Genomic DNA, 18,694 nt, shown 5'->3' on the forward strand with positions numbered 1-18,694 from the left:
GCGTAAACGATTAACGCAAGCGACTAGTGCAAAGCAAAAAAACCGCCATCGACTTTTACGATGGCGGTTTTTTTATTAGCTAAATCAGAGTCTAAAAATGTAATCCCTGGCACTGAAAATCTTGTTCCATAGCACTGATTGGATCGATAAAGCGCAAGCGTTTAGCCAACAACTGCAACGGCTTATCAAAGTTATTCGGCCCTTTAGGCTGTAATAGTGGATAAAAGCGGTCGTGTAAAATCGGCATACCTAAACTTTGCATATGTACACGTAATTGATGAGTTTTACCGGTAATAGGACTTAACTCAAATAATCCCAAATCCCCCTTAACCGCCACTAAACTGATTTCAGAATGGCTATTGGCCTCGCCTTCAACCACTTGCATGGTAAAGCTTGGATTGGCCGCCACAATACGATTTTTAACCGTCCAATGAATAGGAAGCGCACCAGTATTATCGGCTAATTCACTCTGCAACGTAGGCGTTAATTTAGCGATAGCCTGATAATCTTTAGTGATCTTGTCATCTAAAAACAGCTGGTGATATGCATGGCGTGTTAGCGGATTGAGCGTCATTAACATCACCCCAGCCGTATCTTTATCGAGCCTGTGCGCCGGTGCAACAGTATCAATTTGAGTGGCGATACGTAAACGATGTACTAGGCATTCGTTAACGTAATTACCACCTGGCGTTACCGGTAAAAAATGCGGTTTATAAACAATAATAGTGTCGTTATCTTGATACAACACCTGCTCAATAAACGGCACTTTCGTTTCGGCCAGCACTTCGCGGTAATAATACACTTTCGCAGTGGCTTGATAGGCACTGTCAGTGGTAATTAACTCACCATGTTGCCAATGCACTTTGCCATCATTGATCCGTTGCTGCCACACACTGGCATCGATTTGCTTAAAATGATCGATCAAAAACTCAAGTACTGTGTGGTATTGCTTACCCGCTAATTCATTAGCACGCGGCAACACAATATACGAAGGTTGAGCGGCAATGGCTGCGTTTGGGGTTTGGGAAGATGATTGAAGATGATCCGCAGTGCTATTTGATGAATTAGGCATAAACAACTTGGCTATATAAAGATGAAGGTAAGGTTCAAAACAAGGAGGTATCTTATCAGGCTAGGCCGAAAATGTATCTTGATTATCGCTATATCAATAAGCCTCCATTCATCACCATAAGCGTTATACATCCACATGTGATTTAAGTAACTGCAGTACAAAATCCATGGCTTTGTGGCAATTAGGCTGTTCAACCAACATCAACTTATCACGGTTATACATAGGTAACACTTCTAACCAACGCTGACTCACCCAAGCGGCATCTTCTAAATGAGTTTGTGAATACAATTCCAGTAAATCTGGATTCACTTGATAAAATTGTTCCAGTGCGGCGCTGATAATTTCAAACTCGCCAGCAATGGGTTCATGGCACCAGTTAGCACAAGGGAGGGCGCGGGCAATCCAGCAACCATCTCGTTTTTTTGCCGCCGACAAAATTTTAAGCCGCTGTAAACCCTCAACAACAATACTTAAAGAACCATCCTCTAACTGATTAAAATCAATAATATTACATTGGGTTGCCGCAATATAACAAGGCAGTTCACTATTCACTTTTACTGGCGCGAATGCTAAGCCATAGTAGCCTTTTAGCACATCGGCCACCATGGATAAATCACTCGGTGACACGACTCTAATTTCAAGCCGACCACCGGGTAATAAAACAGTATCTTGAATGAGTAATGCCACTTCTTTTGTTTGCATAACAGCCTCCGACACCATAGGTGAAGTTACTGAACCAAAGTCAAATCAATGAAATAAGTGTAGCAGTGGTTAATAATTCAACAACTTAAGCCGTATAATATAATGCTTATTACCGACATAGCCGATCATTAATCCCACCTTACTCCTCAATAGACCTAGCCCAATACGACTATCTTTCAAAAAAGTACAAAAAACACTCAATAACACTCGAGAAATTATAGCGCTATAAACGCTCAATACGATCCATAATTGTGCCAGACGCGACTATCTCGGCAAACTCGTCAGCTAGTATCTGGCTTTGCTGCACGCTTTGCTGCCAATAAGCAATCCGACTTCCAGTATCTAAATTCTTAAAATCTTCACGATCGGGAATTTTACCAAACGGTAAGCTGGCAATAAATTGCTTACTTGGCGCTAAAATTAAGCCATTATGATAGTTGGCTTTCGCTTTCCGCCACAACAAGGATTTATCAAACCAGCCTGGGCTCATATACGGGTAAAAGTGTGGATACAAACTCAAGCCTGTAGCGGCAGGCAATGGCATATCAAAATGATAATCGGTAATACCGCCATCGTAATAATGGCCTTTTGGCGATCCTTGTAGATCTTTGACTGGATCAAGCAATAACGGGATCGATCCGCTGGCTAATAACCCATGACGTATATTGTCTTGGGTCAATTCAACATGCTTGGTCGGCAAATCCTTTAAACGCCTAAAAGGTGATGCTGCATCTTTGTGGCTTAAAATAACCCGCTCAAAATGCCACCCTAGACTTTTACGATTAATAACATTACTTACCGCCGCCATCGACAAGCCAACCATTAAACCAAACTTGGCATGAATGCGGTTTAAATGACGAGCTCGGCAGGCCACCATATGATGTCGTATTAACGGGTTCGCAATAATATCCGCGCCTTGTTGATCACCTAAAATGCCATCAACAATTTGCAATACCTGGGCACTCACTTGTTCACGAGTGGGCTTTTTTTCATAACGCTGATGAATATAAAAATGCTCCAATCTTTCATAAGCGGCTAATGGATCTTGTTGTGCCATACACGCTAAACGCCATGCACCCGACGATGCGCCCATGGTGTAAAGAGGATCCTGGCGTTGTTTAAAAAACTCACTGAATAAATATTTATCTAAGCCCGCTATCGCTAACCATTTAGGCCCGCCTGATGCAGCAAAAATCTGAGTAAACAATGATTGTTGTAAGCCATTCGCTTCGAGTTGTTCGTAAGCCGTTGGTCCAGCAAGTAAACGTAATGCAGGCAATATACAATCCTTCTTATATTTGTAATGCTGATATCTTGGTAAAACTGTATGCTTTAACGCTAACACGCTATGATATTTTTTGTGGTTATTATCTTACGGAATTTTTATGATTGTTGATACTTTAGCAAATCGTCACCTATACACTTCACTCAGCCCGAGATTAGCAAAAGCCCTAGCTCATCTCGCAGAGACAGACTTTAGTCAACTTGAAGTGGGCAACTACCCGCTTGAAGGCAAAGATATTTTCGTCATCGTCAATGACTATGAAACTAAGCCTAAAGAAATCGAACCCTTTGAAGTTCATCAACAGTATATTGATGTGCAATATGTGGTTAGCGGAGAAGAAGAATTTGGTTATTTACCCTTAACCAATCAAATCCCTTCTAAAGCCTATTTTGCTAAACATGATTACGCTGAATTCGATTATCAATCGAACCAGGATGATGCAGCATTTATTCCGCTAAAAGCGGGCATGTTTGCGCTATTTTTCCCGGGTGATATTCATATGCCGGGCACCAGCGCAATACCGCAAAAAGTCCGTAAGGTAGTGATTAAAGTTCGAGTTTAGCGGTTGCGAGTGTCACGACATCACTCTAAAGATAGCGATAGACTCAATCCAACGATCACTTAATCTATCGATGACTCAGTCCAACTATGGATATTGTCGTTAAAAAATCGCTATTGTATGGATATCAGCTAGAGTTAACACAAGCACATAATACTCATTGATAGAACACCTCGATAGAAAATCTTAATAGCGTTGTTCCTAAGTTAGAAACCAATGTGCGTCTACCCTGTGTTAAATCAAAATAGCCCCGAGACTCTCCGCTTGGGGCTTTTTTTGTTGATTAATAACTCATATCATCAGCAATAACACTCCTGTGGTACGCTGATCCACTGAAGTGGTATTTTTTAATGCGATGAAGATCAATCCTTGTTAAAATCATCACAACTTTATAGGAGAGTCTTTCAATGGCAATGTATGTAGTGGGTCACAAGATCCCTGATTCAGATTCAATTTGTGGTGCTATCGCATTAGCATATTTAAAAAACCAAATCGATGAACCGGCAATTGCAGCCCGTTTAGGCGAATTATCACCAGAAACTGCATTTATTTTGCAAAAATTTGGTTTTGAAGCACCAGAATACAAGACCAGTTACGCTGGCGAAGAAGTCTATATTGTTGACCATTCTGAAATTACTCAAGCGCCAGATGATATCGCTCAAGCGACGATTGTGGGTATTGTTGATCACCATAAATTGGGCGACTTAACCACCTCTACACCGCTAGAATGTTGGATCCGCCCAGTGGGTTGTAGCAACACAATCATCAAGATGATGTACGATTTCTACAAGGTTGATATTCCAGCCAATATCGCTGGTATCATGATGTGCGCTATTTTAAGTGACACGGTAATTTTTAAGTCGCCAACCTGCACTACTGCCGATATTCGCTGCGTTGAAGCCTTAGCTGAAATAGCGGGTATTGAAGACTTTAAAGCCTTAGGCATGGAAATGTTCAAGGTAAAATCCGCTGTTGAAGGCACTCCGCCACGCACACTTGTAATGCGTGACTTTAAAGACTTCAACATGAACGGTAACTTGGTTGGTATAGGTCAATTAGAAGTGATCGACCTTGCTGTATTTGACGACATCAAAGCAGATTTAGAAGCTGATATAGTTAAATTAAAAGTAGAAGGTAATCGTCACAGCGTTTTATTACTGCTAACTGACATCATGAAAGAAGGTTCAGAAATGCTAGTTGCTTCTGATTCAGCAGACTTAACTGAGCGCGCTTACGGTAAACCTACCGTTGATGGCCGCGTATGGTTAGACGGCGTATTAAGCCGTAAGAAACAAGTTGTACCTGCACTGCAAGATGCATTCGCAAAGTAATACTCTGCAAGCAACTTAAAAAAGCTGAATCAATTGATTCAGCTTTTTTTGTGCTTCAACGCCTATCTATTATGTCGATTAACTAACTTGGTATATCACAGCCCCATAGCTCAATGGAAGGCTGCTCAGTGGTAGGCTCACCCACCCAATAACTCATAGAATGGCATTGTTGCCCAGCCTGAGTCGATGACACACATAACTGATAATCACCCGCTTCTGGGGTGCGACCAAGTTTTAGCATCGGCAAAATAGGCAGATTAGGTTTGTAGTGCCAACTGCCATCTTTTAACACCGCATCGGCAGGAATTTCCATTCCTGCGCCACTGCCTTTTACCCTTGCTTGTTCTAAAATAAAGCCTTCATTAGTTAATCGATAATCTTCGGCCCAACGAATTTTCTCAATCGTATGCGTCCAAGATAATGTTATCTGCTCAGCAGGCACTTGTGCCCATATCGTTCCAGCTAAACCCAAACATAGCCCTAGCATTATTCACCCTGCGCTAAACGTTGTAACTTACGAGCACGCCATACGTGTTGTAAAATAAACGCCAGCGCCAAACCAAAACCTAACTCATCACTTAATGGCGTTGCTAAAATTAAACAACCACCCGCAATAAAGCCTAAAATACGTTCCCACCAATATAGGTTTTGTAATAAATAGCCGGTAAATATCACGCCCCAAATACCAATGGCAACGGTCGCTTTAAGCACCACAAAAATAGTATCTAACACGCCGCCACTTTGAAGCATTAATGCTGGATCGTATACCGCCATAAAAGGAATAATAAACCCAGCAATGGCAATTCGAATGGCCCATAAACTGATTTTTAAGCCTTTCTCTTTTGCGATTGGTGCAGCTGCAAAACACGCTAGTGCCACAGGCGGGGTAAGATCAGCCATAATGCCAAAATAAAACACAAACATATGCGACACAATTAACGGCACACCTAAGTCTAGTAACGCAGGTGCAGCAATAGAACTAGTAATAATATAGTTAGGAATAGTGGGAATTCCCATACCTAAAATAAGGCAAGTCACCATAGTCAGTACTAATGATAAAAACAGGTTATCTTGACCAACAGCCAAAATATAACCCGCAAAGGTAGATGCAATACCCGTGAGCGATACCACCCCAATAATTACTCCCACCAGTGCACAAGCAATACCTACAGGTACCGCATGGCGCGCACCTTCAACTAATGCGTGCAAACATAATGTGAGGGTTTCTTTTCCGCCTTTAACAAACCAACAAATCACCACCAGCATGGCGATAACGCCAAACATCACCCCTATGCCTAACTGGAAAAAGCCTGCACATATCACTCCTAAGGCTATCCAAAAAGCAAACCTCATAGCCTTTGATGATAGGTTCAAAATTATCGCCGAACCTAGAATCACAATGGCTGTGAGCGCTAAACCCACCATGCCTGAAAACAGTGGTGTACGCCCTGAAAACAACAACCCAATCAAAATAAATAACGGGATGAGTAAGTACCAACGTAACTTAATCGCCGCCCACGGATCAGGACACTGATCTTTAGGCAGGCCCGATAAATTAGCGCGCTTGGCTTCTAAATGCACCATCCAGAACACAGAGCAAAAATACAATACCGCGGGGATCATCGCCGCTTTAGCAATTTCAATAAATTGTACGTTAATGGTTTCGGCCATAATAAAGGCCACTGCGCCCATAATCGGCGGCATAATTTGGCTACCCATACTGGATGTGGCTTCTACCCCACCCGCAAAAGCCGAGCGATAGCCAAAACGCTTCATTAGCGGAATGGTGAACTGGCCAGTGGTGACCACATTGGCAACCCCCGAACCGGTAATGGTGCCCATGAGTGCTGAAGACACTACCGACACTTTTGCCGGCCCACCCACTTTATGGCCAAATAAACCCATCGCAAAATCGGTAAATAAGCGGATCATCCCTGCTTGCTCTAAAAAAGCACCAAACAGAATAAATAAGAAGATATAGGTCGCTGAGACATAAGTTGGTGTGCCATATAAACCTTCTGTGCCAAAGGCTAACTGGTTAACTATTTGGTCGAAACCATAACCTCGATGCATCAACTCACCGGGTAAATACTCACCAAACAAACCATAAGCTAAAAATATACCGCAGATGATCGGCAATGCAATGCCCATCACTCGCCGTGCAGCTTCAAACACCAAAGCGACTAACACCACACCAATTATCATGTCATTTTGAGTTAAGTCACCAGAGCGCTGAATTAAGTCAGCTTCAAATACCCATTGATATACCGCGGTGGCCATACCCGCTAAGCCCAATAACCAGGCTAATGGTTGCCAAGGCTGACTTTTGCCAACACCCGGATAACTAATAAACACCACTAATAATAAAAAACCCACGTGCACGGCGCGTAATACTTGGGTTGAAACAGGATGAAATGCCGCGGTGGTAATTTGGAAAATAGAAAAAATTAGTGCCACAAAAAATAACGCTTTAGGCCAATCTCGAGTATCGGCACTTAAGCCTTGCTCAGACATTGTCTGGTTATTGGATGGATCGCTCATGGTATGCCTCTGCACTTACTACCGCTAAAAATTGGGGGGATCTAAAAAACAACTAAGCGCTTGCTTGGTTTGGCCAAGCAAGCGCTAGTAAAATTAAAACATGATTTACAGAGCATTTACTTCTTTATAGTAGCGCTCAGCACCTGGGTGCAATGGAATAGGTAAGTTTTTAGTAGCCGTTTCTAAGCTGATATCTTTTGCTGCAGAGTGCGCAGTGCCTAAACGTTCAAGGTTTTCAAACATCAACTTAGTCATTTGATAAGCAATTTCATCAGACACCTTACTGTGGGTTACCAGTAAATTTTGAATCGCAACCGTGCTGATATCAGTCGTTTGACCTTCGTAAGTATTGGCAGCAATCACCCCAACTTGGTAAGCAGGATTATTGATTTTAGCGACCACTTCAGCTGGGATCGCAACAAAGTTAATGGGCATTGTTGCTGCTAAATCACGAATAGCCGCCATACCTAGACCAGATGATTGTAGCGTAGCATCTAATTGACGGTTTTTAATAAGCTCAACAGACTCTGCATAAGGTAAAAATTCCACGGTGCCCATATCGTCATAACTTAACCCTGCTGCAGCTAAAATAGCGCGGGCATTTAACTCAGTACCTGACTTAGGTGCACCAACAGAAATACGTTTGCCTTTTAAATCAGCAAGAGTGTTAATGCCGGCATCTTTATTAGCCACAATTTGAATAAAATTTGGATAGGTTGCGGCAATAACGCGTAACTTATCTAGCGGTTTTTTAAAACCGGCTTCTGCATCTCCAGCCCATGCAGCAGATACTGAATCACCTAGTGCAAGCGCTAACTCACCACGACCCGCTTGCAATAGATTAAGATTTTCAACCGATGCTTTAGTCGCTTGAACAGAGGTTTTAGAGCCTTCAATACCATTATTATACAATTGTGACAGTGCAACACCGATAGGATAATACACACCACTGGTACCGCCGGTGAGAATGTTAATAAAGGTGGGTGCCGCCATAACTGCTGTACTGATAGATAGCGCAGCCGCGGCGCCGATCATGCAAAAGCGTTTGGTTAGTTTCATTTATAATATCCTTATTTTTTATATGGTTATGAATTTTATTGTGCTTTACAATACCACTGACATACCAAGCGACCTATATAGACTAAAGACTAATAACATCGCTAAGAATATTATTTTTAAACTATTTCAGTAACTTCGCTCATACATCAAAAAGTATCTTGAGTTTTTATCATTACCATGGCCTTTAAATGGCTGACTTAATAGCCAAACTGAGCAGACCATAAATACATACTCTTTCTCGAGTATAGTTATTAACATAAAAAAGGTGCCGACAATGTCAGCACCTTCTTAAGGTGTGTAATTATTTATTGTCCGATAAGCAACAAGAATACGATTAAGTGTTACATATCCATACAGTTAGCATAGTAAGTCACAGTTGCAGGCCAATCAGAAAATACCCCGATAACCCCCACATCTTTTGCTAGCACATCTAACAACTCAAAGGTGTCGCCCTCATTATCAATAGCATCGGCAATGCTTTGATAATACCAACCACCACCGCCTTGACTTAGTGGACCTGAACGTTCAAGCGACCAGGCAATAATTTTCAAGCCAGCAGCTTTAGCCGCTTTGGCATATTCAGAAGGTACGATGGCTTTGTTATCATCTAAAGTCACTAACATCCATAATGGCGGCGCGATAATCTTTACCCCATCTGCGGCTAAGGTATCCATGCTCGGTGACCAAGTCGCACTGTTTTGTGGATCAAATCCAGCTTCACTATCACGACCATCAAGGTATACCGCTTGTTCGGCAAACTCTGGCGCGTTTGCTATCCAGTATTTAACATCTTCCAAATTAAACGATTGCGGGAATACCTGTGATGCATCGACCCCCGCAGCGGTATATTCATCTAGCATTTGTTGAGCATAATCTTGTTGAGTAAAACCATCATAGGGCATACTAACACTGGCGGACTTAAGTTCTGGGGTCATCTTTACCCCAGCGGCTTTAAACAGCGTGATACTTTCAGCGTGAGTCATTAAAGTGCCATTGCCTGCATATAAGTCAGTACGCCAATTTGGCGTACCATCCATAAACTCTGCTACCGTGGTGGCTTTGGGATTAAAGCCATCCATTTTACCTTTTAAGGTTTTAAATTCTGCAAGGCTGATGTCGCTAGTACAACAAGTCGCGGTTGCGCTAACACCGTTGGCAGCGTCGGCAGGTGTAAATGGCACAGAGCACTTATTCGCTAATACCGGTATCGCTAAAATATTGGTGGTTGTGGCTAAATCACATTGTGAATGACGGCACACTAACGCTTTGTCGGCGGTAAAAGTCACGTCACATTCCACAATACCTGCGCCAGAATCGATTGCCGCTTGATAGGCTTCTTTAGTGTGCTCAGGAAATTGCATTGATGCACCGCGATGACCAATGGAAAAGTCAGTACGGTAAAATGAGTTTGAAGCACATTGTGCTAATTGACTTTTTAATTCACTGTCTTGCATTTGATCAACTAAAAACAGCGGTCTAGGGCCGACTTGCGCACTGACACTTTTATCCACTTCTGCTGAGGCAGTGTCATCATTATCGTTACTGTTACAACCTGAGACCCATAACATACTGGTCAAAACCGAAATAACACCCAGTGTTACGTTTTTTTGCCTTGTCATCTTATTGCTCCATATTGTCATGCTGTAATGTCAGTGGTTATGCTTGATTGTTGTAATGCACGGCTGATTGACTCATTATCAGCACTAGCTTACAGCATGAATATGACTAAAATATCGAATTAATATGACAATATTAGTTACTGCTGTTTAACCATTGGATCTCAGTCAATATCACTGCTATAGCGCGAATAAGATAAGCGGGGGTCAATTATTAACAATGAGGTTTATCATGCCTAACGCAACACTTTATTATGTTCACGACCCTATGTGCAGTTGGTGTTGGGGATATCGCCCTACATGGGACACCCTGCAAGCTCAACTGCTACAGCAATTTGGCCAACAGCTAAACATCAAATACCTGGTCGGCGGTTTGGCGCCAGATTCTGAACTCCCAATGCCACAACCAATGCAGCAAATGCTCCAACAAACCTGGCATAAGATTAACCAACAATTAGGTACAGAATTTAATCACGACTTTTGGCAGCAGTGCCAACCAAAACGTTCAACGTATCCCGCTTGCAGAGCCACTATTGTTGCTCGCCAATATGGACTGGAGCAGCAAATGATTAACGCCATCCAACAGGCTTATTATTTAAATGCGCGCAACCCATCAGATGTTGCTACCTTAGTCGCTATTGCCACTCAATTAGGTATCCCTGCAGATCTTTTTGATGAACAATTAAGCGCCGTTCAAACCGAAGATCAATTGATCAAAGAAATTAATCTTGCTCGTCAGTTGCCTATTCAAGGGTTTCCTTCATTAGTATTGATGGTTGATAACAACGCTTATCCTATTCGCCTTGATTACCATCAATGGCAAACTAGCTTGGCAGATATCCGTACTCTCTTATCTACAACCCAACCTAGCGAATAAACTCATAAGCACACATTTGTACCTCATGGCTTATTGTCGTGGCTTACTTAATCGGTAAGCCACTATAAGATGTACCAACCTCAAGAGATAAACAGAGAATGACCTTTATTAGCATTTGGTTTTGATGCTCAATATCCTATACTCTCGCACATTAAAAACGGATATCCGGCGTTAAACATAACAAGAGGCAATGAATGGCAGATCGTAAGCGCGGTTTTTTTGGATGGACTTGGTACGTAACGTGGCGTTTTTTAGCTTTACTGACGCTATTGTTGTTGTTGCTCAGATTTGTCCCGCCACCGACAACGTCATTTATGCTGCAAAGTGCTTATCCGGTGTCGCAACATTGGGTCAGTATTGATGAGTTGCCGCCACATATTCCGCTCGCCATGGTGGCCTCTGAAGATCAGTTGTTTCCACAGCACCTAGGGGTCGATTTTAGCGCTATCAGTAAAGCCATTCAGCAGTACGACGATGGCCAGGGTCTTCGTGGTGCCAGTACCATCAGCCAACAAACCGCCAAAAACCTTTTATTATGGCCAGGACAAAGCTTTGTTCGTAAAGGATTAGAAGCCATGTTAGCCGTAGGGCTTGAGGCCATTTGGGGCAAAAAACGCATTTTAGAAGTGTACGTAAATGTGGCCGAATTTGGCAAAGGCATTTATGGCGTAGAAGCCGCTAGCCAGCATTATTTTAATAAACCCGCCAAATATCTTAGCAGCAAAGAAGCGGCAAAACTGGCGGTATTATTGCCCAGTCCGCGTAATCGTAACCCAAACTATTTAACGCCTTACCTTAGCCAACGTGTCGTATGGGTTGAACAGCAAATGAAACAACTGGGCAGCGCTTATTTAACCCCTATTCTTAAATAGCCTGAACTTAAGCAATCAGCTCTTAACGAACCTCCTCTTAAAAAATATAAAATGAGCAATATATTGCTCATTATTCAGCTGTTAGCCGTTAACTGCGCAATATCTTGCGCAAAAGGCACTAATCTGCCGAGTCTCTAGCACTGTTGAACGTTGAAGATGAAAGCCTTAATTAAAGGGATTTGAGCGATTTTTACTGGTAGAATGCAGCCTTATTTCTATTGGCTTTACGATAAAGGCAGGCTATGACCGTTCTTCTGATGACCCCTCCAATGACCCAACTCAATACGCCGTATCCAGCAACAGCGTATTTAACCGGTTTTTTACGTTCACGAGGCTATGAAGCGGTACAGCGAGATCCTGCCATTGAGTTGTTTCTTGAAATGATGACCGCGCCTGCGCTGGAGGTCATTCGTCAGCATGTTGAAGAAAACTTCGAGCACTTTGAAGATGATGAATTACCCGATGCGGTGTTTGATTTTCTGGCGGAGTTTGATCGTTATCATCTCACCGTTGAGCCTGCTATTCGCTTTTTACAAGGCAAAGACCCCAGCCTAGCCATGCGAATTAACACCCGTCGTTTTTTACCCGAAGGCCCTGCATTTGAAGCCATCGCGCAAATGGAAGCCGTGTCGGGCGACGTACTGCAAGCGGCCTTTGGTAACCTTGGCGTGCAAGATAAAGCTAAATTTCTCGCCACGTTATTCATTAACGATCTGTCGAACGTGATCACCCAAGGCGTTGACCCTTACTTTGAGGTCAGTCGTTATGGTGAACGCTTAGCCGCAGCCAACCCAAGCTTTGATAATCTATATGACACCTTAATGGGCGAACCAAGCTTCAGCTCAGACATTTTAGAACAGCTCGTTGAACAATATTTAGAAGACACCCAGCCTAGCGTGGTCGCATTAACCGTGCCGTTCCCCGGTAACATGCTTGGCGCCTTACGCATTGCACAAACCTGTAAAGCCATTAACCCTGATTTACCTATCGTTATGGGTGGCGGCTTTGTCAATACCGAGCTGCGGGCATTAAAAGACCCGCGGGTATTCGAGTTTGTCGACTATATCTGTCTTGATGACGGCGAACGTCCACTAATTACCTTGCTAGAATATTTTGAAGGCAAGCGCGGCATTGAAGAGCTGGTACGCACATACTTTTTGGCAGAAGATGAAAATGGACAGCCTTATGTTCACCTCAATCAAAATACTGAGTTACACGATATTCCTCAATCTGAGGTCGGCGCACCAATATACGATGGCCTGCCATTAACCGAATACCTGTCGTTATGTGAAATGCTCAACCCAATGCACCGCATTTGGAGTGATGGCCGCTGGAATAAATTAACCATCGCCCACGGATGCTATTGGCGTAAATGCAGCTTTTGCGATGTCAGCTTAGATTATATCGACCGCTATGATACCGCTGGCGCAGATATTCTGGTCGACCGCATCGAAGCGCTTGTCGCCGAAACCGGCCAAACCGGTTTTCATTTTGTCGATGAAGCGTTACCGCCAAAAACCTTGTTCGCATTCGCCAAACGATTGATTGAACGTAACGTAGTGATCAGCTGGTGGGGCAATATTCGTTTTGAACGCACCTTTAGCCCTGCACGTTGTCAGCTATTGGCAGACTCAGGCTGTATCGCAGTCAGCGGCGGCCTTGAAGTAGCGTCAGATAGATTATTAAAACTGATGAAAAAAGGCGTCAGTGTTGAGCGCGTTGCCCAGGTCACCAAAGCGTTTAGTGACGCGGGCATTTTGGTACACGCTTATTTGATGTATGGCTTCCCGACTCAAACTGAACAAGAAACCATTGATGCATTAGAAATGGTGCGCCAGTTGATGCAACAAGGTTGTTTCCAGTCAGCCTACTGGCACCGTTTTGTTGCCACCGCCCACAGCCCAATTGGCATGAACCCAGAACAGTTTGGCATCACCCTTGATCCACGCCCTGAGGTATTTTTTGCTGAAAACGATGTTGATTTTACCGACCCAACTGGCACCGATCACGACATGCTCGGCGAAGGCCTACGCAAAGCGCTTTACAACTACATGCACGGCATCGGCTTCGACCAACCCATGAGTTTTTGGTTTGACCAGCGTGTGTCACGCACCACGATGAAGAAAGACATGATTTCAAAATCGATTAGCAATTTTATTTTGAGCCAAGAAGAGTAAATAGAAAGGTTTGGGTTAACCCAACAGTCATTCCCTGATGCCGTCATTCCGGCAATGCTTTTAAGCCGGAGTCCAGATCTACGCCGTCATCCTCGAGTGCTTTTATCGGGGATCCAGGTGTATTTTTTTAATGGCCTGAGACCAAAAAAGTCGTGGCGCTTCGCTTAGTCCAAAAGCTGAAATAGTCACATTTCGTTAGATTGGCTAACCATTACATTCACTCACCGACACGCACAAGTACATCCATGTAGCTCAACCGCCCCGTCCGTGGGGCGGACGGTCGTCTCGCAAATAATCATGATTCAGCTTTTCGGCATTATCTTAATCTGCAGAAATTAAAAACTCAGTCAAAAACTAACAATGGGTGGCATGGTAAATTTCAAATAATTAGCAAATGAGCTAAGGGAACTTGCTGACTACAGAAAAGTTGCCAGATAACCATCACATCAAACAGCGCGTTTTCTCGAGCTATTATTTACTAATAAAGAGTCACTCTAGGTGTTCAGGCTTGTTCAACACTAGGGATAAGGACACTTCTTCGCGCGGCCTATCCTTAGTTAGGCGCACTCGGCACCCTCGACTTCAAATAACTTAAACAAAGGTTCTATTACATCTAAGATATGGAATCCGTATATTAATACAGCAGGAATCGAGTTGTCGAATACAAACGATGATTTGTTGTCACTCGGAACAGGGTATTTGGGTAACCATTTTATTGCATCGGTTAAATGACGCAAAACCATTTTTAATGCTTTAATATCTGTTTCATATTGATGTAAACCAAGTTCAAATATCCCAGCTTCTTCAGCTAACTCAAGCAAGTTATGAGTTAACTTTTTCTTTTTTCCAATTCCTTTTAAACGCGCTTTATCACCCTTCACCTCGACGATAACATTCTCTGGCGCATTCTTAATAATTAAAGCTTTTAACCCATTTTCAATACCAATGCCATAGTGGTAATGAGCATTTATCAAAAGATCTGAACTCATTTTTGTATCATTTAATACATCGGCGTCCATAATCGAATGTAGTATTTTATCAGCTACTTTTTTCTGCACCATTGCATAGTTGAACCAATAAACAGGATTTTTAGCTTTTTCTAAATATTCCTCGATTTCCATTCTAAGCACCCATTCTAAAATTGATCATTATGCAAGAGCGCCTAACGCTTTGCTCACCGGAAAATTAGGAGCGAAGCGAGTAATTTATCCGAGTGCTGCAACTTGTTATATGCATGTTTGATTGTGCATGAAGTAATTGTTTCTAAGATATTCATCTTCACTGACGCAATGAAAGAAAAATCCACGACTTACCGCATCAGACTTATCAATTAAATTTTCTATCAGCTTTAGGTTAACCAATTGCCTTTGGTTTAAACTACTTTTTATAGCCTTTATCTGATCATTACTCGTATCCGACAGAAAAATAGAATACTTTGCAAATAATCCAGCCATGACATCTGATAACTGGACTTCTAAAACCTCTTCGGATTTCACAAAAGAGTAGTTGTTGATAATTCTTCCTTGGTCAACGAGATCATATTCATTGAAAATAACTTCAATCTCTTTTTCTTCATCAAAAACATGCTTGGAGTTTTTGAATAGACATGTATTTCTTAAGTAATAAATAAAAAAGTCTGAAATTAAAATATGATCTTTTTCATTCATTACAAAGAATAGCTCGGTTGAATCTTCAGCCGACTCCATGAATTTAGTTAAAAGGTATCGCCTGTCTTCACTTAAAGCTTTAGAGTTACGTTTAACAAAACCAACTAAAAAACCTGAAAATTCCTTAACTTTATCGCTTTTTATGTTTGGGTATTCAAATTCTCTAAGCTTTTCTAAAAATAGTGCTTCATTATTTACTATCACCTTGTATAAATCACTTTTGATCGACATATGAGATTGTATAAAAAACTGTCGCTCTACAACGTTGAGGTTTTCTATTATTGAATCTACGATATCAACAATTGACCAGTACAAAACATTTAAACTGAAATAATGTATGTAAAAATCGTTATCTAGAATCCATTTTAAGAGAATATTAAGTTTTTCGGATGTTAGAATTCTATCAAATGAGCCTTTACCAATGTGCTTGAGCTTTATTTCCTTTGCTGATTTTTGTAAGCAAAGGCTTTTCTTTAACGAATCAAAGTCTGCACTATGGTATTCACCTTTGTGAACAATTCCAGCTAATACAAAATTACACGCCTTTTCAACATTCAGTCCTTTAGATGTTAAATGCAGCTTTCTAATATTATTAGATTCATCATAATAAAAGGTGAACTTATCATCGACACACTCTAGCTTCTCATACTCAATGGAAGTTCTTCTCATTTCATTTACGTCAAGCTGCATGAATTCCCCAGCGTTAATTATGCATATAACGGCTTATTAAAAAGCCAAATAAATTTAAAGTCGGCAGTTTAAGTTATTGATTAATATCATCCTACATTTAGTATCTTATTGATGTAAAGCCGTTTTATTTAACTCCACTAACAAATAGAAGCGAGCTTGCGCGTTAAAAGTGAACTCAATATTAGAAAAAAATAAAAACACATCAATTTCAATGTGTTGCAAAATTATCGATTTATTATTCGTACTACTTTAGTTTACTTATTAGCCGATTTAACTTAAAAAGACGCCAGTAACCATTACGACTGTTTTTATACCAGTACACACTACATAAAGGTTGGAGAAATTGTTGACACTGGATATTTATCCGACATTTGTAAGCCGGTTACAAACGAGGTTCAAAGCTGGATCGAACCAAATGGTGACCTTTTCGCAGCTGTTGTTTTGTAAATAGCGAAAATGTTGCGGGGCGGCTGGGCCAATTCTTTTATAACGAGTAAAGAGGGAACAGCCGTTGGTTTCCTCTTTACTCTGGTGTGGGTGAAGCGCCACGACGTTAGTGGCCGCAGGCCATAAGTACAAAACTACAAGAAACTAACACCTGGATCCCGGCTCATAAGCATTGCCGGGAAGACGATGGCACGAACCTGAGTAAGTTGATAACTTACTGCCTTTGCTCTTGTATGAGAATAAAACTAAGCCATCCATTTTAGTGATGAATTTAACATCACTATTCTTCAGTTTGATTACGATTGCGTTAACCACAATTCAAATCTATTAATTGACCTTAATTATCAACAGTCTGAGCACGCTATTTCTTTAATCACTCTTGCGGGATTACCGCCGATGACAACATTGTCGCCAAAACTCTTGGTTACCACAGCGCCTGACGCGACAACAACATTATTGCCTAACGTCACACCGGGATTGATCGTAGCGTGACCACCAATCCAACAATTATGGCCTATGGTTACTGGTTTGCCGTACTCTACACCGCTGTTTCTTTTAATAGGGTCGAGTGGATGCGTGGCAGTATAAATTCCTACTTGAGGTGCGATTAAACAATTATCACCAATTCTAACTTCTGCAACGTCTAAAATAACGCAGCCAAAATTGGCATAAAAATTTTCACCGACATGAATATTCACACCATAATCACAGTTAAATGACGACTCAATATGAATGCTACGTCCTGTCGAGCCAAACAATGATTTAACAATGTTCACTCGTTTATCAGCATCACTCACACTGGTTTGATTTAACGTTTCAGTCAATAAACGGGCTTTTAGGCGTAACGCAACCAACTCCGCATCACCGGGATCATAATACTCTCCTGAGAGCATTTTCTCTTTTTCTGTCATATTCCACTCTATTCAAACTAAGCTAAAAAAAAGGCTACAAACTAAGTCTATATAGCCATATTATTACAGAGCAACAAAAATTAATAATACCATCCATTTTTTGTAGCCGTAGTTCAACGTTTCAATCCTTGTTAAATATATGGAAATAGCTTTCTGCACGATTAAACGCATAAATTAATGTGCGTTATCAACAAACTGAGCCCTAAAGAGAAACAGCAAGTAATGCTTTGATCAGCCGATGAATTTTGGGTTTAACCAACCTTTAAGACGCACTATAACCCTACTAAATATAAGAAAAGGTAAGTAGGATCAAGATTATAATATACTAGGTTGATTTCTGATTGTTCTGCATAGAAAATAGCGCCCAGACGCAGTGATAGTTAATATGATAGATAACGCATAGGAACGGCAATAAGATGATGACAAAATGGGCGACACGTTTTTTACAGATGGCCGAACTCGTAGCATCTTGGAGTAAAGATCCCTCCACCCGAGTTGGTGCGGTAATTACCGAAAACAATCGCATCGTATCACTAGGCTTTAATGGTTACCCTCACGGAATATCTGACAGCGCCGAAACCGATAACCGCGAAATGAAACTGCTAAAGACACTTCATGCTGAAGAAAATGCCATATTGCATGCAAAACGCGATCTCAGTAGCTGTGAAATTTGGGTGACTCACTTCCCATGTCCAAATTGTGCTGCCAAGATTATCCAAACCGGATTGCGCGCCGTGCATAGCCCAAAACCCAACGACGACTTCCTGTCACGCTGGGGAGACAAGATTAAAGTCAGCGAAGATATGTTTGAACAAGCGGGCGTTCAAGTCGATTGGATGCAAGTAGATTAACCAAACTGGATCAGAATGTTGGCAGGGTAAATTAGCA

The 18,694-nt window shown here is 41.8% G+C and carries 16 protein-coding genes; 6 read left to right on the plus strand and 10 right to left on the minus strand.

Features of this window, described 5'->3' with window-relative positions; translation table 11 throughout:
• Window positions 1-91: 91 nt before the first annotated feature.
• The 3 genes from EGC82_RS19605 to EGC82_RS19615 form a co-directional block, all read right to left on the minus strand.
• The gene (locus EGC82_RS19605; protein ID WP_124732242.1) at window positions 92-1,072 is read right to left on the minus strand and encodes a pseudouridine synthase; all 981 of its coding nucleotides are present in this window, start codon (window positions 1,070-1,072) and stop codon (window positions 92-94) included.
• 123 nt (window positions 1,073-1,195) lie between these two features.
• On the minus strand, window positions 1,196-1,774 hold the full coding sequence (locus tag EGC82_RS19610; protein ID WP_124732243.1) for an LON peptidase substrate-binding domain-containing protein: 579 nt from the start codon (window positions 1,772-1,774) through the stop codon (window positions 1,196-1,198).
• A gap of 223 nt (window positions 1,775-1,997) precedes the next feature.
• On the minus strand, window positions 1,998-3,053 hold the full coding sequence (locus EGC82_RS19615; RefSeq protein ID WP_124732244.1) for a patatin-like phospholipase family protein: 1,056 nt from the start codon (window positions 3,051-3,053) through the stop codon (window positions 1,998-2,000).
• Between the two features lie 106 nt (window positions 3,054-3,159).
• On the opposite strand from EGC82_RS19615, the gene EGC82_RS19620 reads away from it, so the two are divergent.
• Both EGC82_RS19620 and EGC82_RS19625 read left to right on the plus strand, forming a co-directional pair.
• A complete protein-coding gene (locus EGC82_RS19620) occupies window positions 3,160-3,621 on the plus strand; it encodes a NanQ anomerase/TabA/YiaL family protein (RefSeq protein ID WP_124732245.1) in 462 nt (153 codons plus the stop codon).
• A gap of 404 nt (window positions 3,622-4,025) precedes the next feature.
• A complete protein-coding gene (locus tag EGC82_RS19625) occupies window positions 4,026-4,949 on the plus strand; it encodes a manganese-dependent inorganic pyrophosphatase (RefSeq protein ID WP_124732246.1) in 924 nt (307 codons plus the stop codon).
• A gap of 82 nt (window positions 4,950-5,031) precedes the next feature.
• On the opposite strand, the gene EGC82_RS19630 is transcribed toward EGC82_RS19625, so the two are convergent.
• From EGC82_RS19630 to EGC82_RS19645, 4 genes are all read right to left on the minus strand, one after another.
• Complete coding sequence (locus tag EGC82_RS19630; RefSeq protein WP_124732247.1) at window positions 5,032-5,436, minus strand: DUF1850 domain-containing protein; 405 nt, start codon at window positions 5,434-5,436, stop codon at window positions 5,032-5,034.
• A complete protein-coding gene (locus tag EGC82_RS19635) occupies window positions 5,436-7,490 on the minus strand; it encodes a TRAP transporter permease (protein ID WP_244212497.1) in 2,055 nt (684 codons plus the stop codon). Before EGC82_RS19635 ends, EGC82_RS19630 begins: the two co-directional genes overlap by 1 nt.
• A 105-nt stretch (window positions 7,491-7,595) precedes the next feature.
• Entirely contained in the window at window positions 7,596-8,549 is a 954-nt protein-coding gene (locus tag EGC82_RS19640; protein ID WP_124732248.1) for a TAXI family TRAP transporter solute-binding subunit, read from the minus strand.
• A 341-nt stretch (window positions 8,550-8,890) separates the two neighbouring features.
• Window positions 8,891-10,117, minus strand: coding sequence for a glycerophosphodiester phosphodiesterase family protein (locus EGC82_RS19645; protein ID WP_415837597.1), 1,227 nt, complete (start codon window positions 10,115-10,117; stop codon window positions 8,891-8,893).
• Between the two features lie 280 nt (window positions 10,118-10,397).
• Between EGC82_RS19645 and EGC82_RS19650 the strand changes: the two genes are divergently transcribed.
• The 3 genes from EGC82_RS19650 (at window position 10,398) to EGC82_RS19660 (ending at window position 14,091) form a co-directional block, all read left to right on the plus strand.
• Window positions 10,398-11,042: a DsbA family protein gene (locus EGC82_RS19650; protein ID WP_124732250.1), complete on the plus strand. Its 645-nt coding sequence runs from the start codon at window positions 10,398-10,400 to the stop codon at window positions 11,040-11,042.
• A gap of 194 nt (window positions 11,043-11,236) precedes the next feature.
• Window positions 11,237-11,914 carry a monofunctional biosynthetic peptidoglycan transglycosylase gene (gene mtgA / locus EGC82_RS19655; RefSeq protein WP_124732251.1) on the plus strand — a complete coding sequence of 226 codons (678 nt, stop codon included), beginning with the start codon at window positions 11,237-11,239 and terminating at the stop codon, window positions 11,912-11,914.
• A 242-nt stretch (window positions 11,915-12,156) separates the two neighbouring features.
• Window positions 12,157-14,091, plus strand: a complete 1,935-nt coding sequence (locus EGC82_RS19660) for a B12-binding domain-containing radical SAM protein (protein WP_124732252.1) — start codon at window positions 12,157-12,159, stop codon at window positions 14,089-14,091.
• 557 nt (window positions 14,092-14,648) lie between these two features.
• Here the strand turns inward: EGC82_RS19660 and EGC82_RS19665 are convergent.
• The 3 genes from EGC82_RS19665 to EGC82_RS19675 form a co-directional block, all read right to left on the minus strand.
• The gene (locus tag EGC82_RS19665; protein ID WP_124732253.1) at window positions 14,649-15,212 is read right to left on the minus strand and encodes a hypothetical protein; all 564 of its coding nucleotides are present in this window, start codon (window positions 15,210-15,212) and stop codon (window positions 14,649-14,651) included.
• 105 nt (window positions 15,213-15,317) lie between these two features.
• Window positions 15,318-16,448 carry a DUF3800 domain-containing protein gene (locus tag EGC82_RS19670; protein WP_124732254.1) on the minus strand — a complete coding sequence of 377 codons (1,131 nt, stop codon included), beginning with the start codon at window positions 16,446-16,448 and terminating at the stop codon, window positions 15,318-15,320.
• Window positions 16,449-17,239: 791 nt separating this feature from the next.
• Window positions 17,240-17,806, minus strand: coding sequence for a sugar O-acetyltransferase (locus EGC82_RS19675; RefSeq protein ID WP_124732255.1), 567 nt, complete (start codon window positions 17,804-17,806; stop codon window positions 17,240-17,242).
• A gap of 416 nt (window positions 17,807-18,222) precedes the next feature.
• Between EGC82_RS19675 and EGC82_RS19680 the strand changes: the two genes are divergently transcribed.
• Entirely contained in the window at window positions 18,223-18,657 is a 435-nt protein-coding gene (locus tag EGC82_RS19680) for a dCMP deaminase family protein (protein WP_059745733.1), read from the plus strand.
• Window positions 18,658-18,694: the final 37 nt, after the last annotated feature.

This window comes from Shewanella livingstonensis (assembly GCF_003855395.1).
In the GTDB taxonomy this organism is placed as follows: domain Bacteria; phylum Pseudomonadota; class Gammaproteobacteria; order Enterobacterales; family Shewanellaceae; genus Shewanella; species Shewanella livingstonensis.

What these genes read in the sequence shown, in the direction of transcription:
- EGC82_RS19605 (WP_124732242.1), bottom strand. Translation starts at nt 1,072, where the DNA reads ATGCCTAATTCATCAAATAGCACTGCGGATCATCTTCAATCATCTTCC.
- EGC82_RS19610 (WP_124732243.1), bottom strand. Translation starts at nt 1,774, where the DNA reads ATGCAAACAAAAGAAGTGGCATTACTCATTCAAGATACTGTTTTATTA.
- EGC82_RS19620 (WP_124732245.1), top strand. Translation starts at nt 3,160, where the DNA reads ATGATTGTTGATACTTTAGCAAATCGTCACCTATACACTTCACTCAGC.
- EGC82_RS19625 (WP_124732246.1), top strand. Translation starts at nt 4,026, where the DNA reads ATGGCAATGTATGTAGTGGGTCACAAGATCCCTGATTCAGATTCAATT.
- EGC82_RS19630 (WP_124732247.1), bottom strand. Translation starts at nt 5,436, where the DNA reads ATGCTAGGGCTATGTTTGGGTTTAGCTGGAACGATATGGGCACAAGTG.
- EGC82_RS19635 (WP_244212497.1), bottom strand. Translation starts at nt 7,490, where the DNA reads ATGAGCGATCCATCCAATAACCAGACAATGTCTGAGCAAGGCTTAAGT.
- EGC82_RS19640 (WP_124732248.1), bottom strand. Translation starts at nt 8,549, where the DNA reads ATGAAACTAACCAAACGCTTTTGCATGATCGGCGCCGCGGCTGCGCTA.
- EGC82_RS19645 (WP_415837597.1), bottom strand. Translation starts at nt 10,117, where the DNA reads ATGTTATGGGTCTCAGGTTGTAACAGTAACGATAATGATGACACTGCC.
- EGC82_RS19650 (WP_124732250.1), top strand. Translation starts at nt 10,398, where the DNA reads ATGCCTAACGCAACACTTTATTATGTTCACGACCCTATGTGCAGTTGG.
- mtgA (WP_124732251.1), top strand. Translation starts at nt 11,237, where the DNA reads ATGGCAGATCGTAAGCGCGGTTTTTTTGGATGGACTTGGTACGTAACG.
- EGC82_RS19660 (WP_124732252.1), top strand. Translation starts at nt 12,157, where the DNA reads ATGACCGTTCTTCTGATGACCCCTCCAATGACCCAACTCAATACGCCG.
- EGC82_RS19665 (WP_124732253.1), bottom strand. Translation starts at nt 15,212, where the DNA reads ATGGAAATCGAGGAATATTTAGAAAAAGCTAAAAATCCTGTTTATTGG.
- EGC82_RS19670 (WP_124732254.1), bottom strand. Translation starts at nt 16,448, where the DNA reads ATGCAGCTTGACGTAAATGAAATGAGAAGAACTTCCATTGAGTATGAG.
- EGC82_RS19675 (WP_124732255.1), bottom strand. Translation starts at nt 17,806, where the DNA reads ATGACAGAAAAAGAGAAAATGCTCTCAGGAGAGTATTATGATCCCGGT.
- EGC82_RS19680 (WP_059745733.1), top strand. Translation starts at nt 18,223, where the DNA reads ATGATGACAAAATGGGCGACACGTTTTTTACAGATGGCCGAACTCGTA.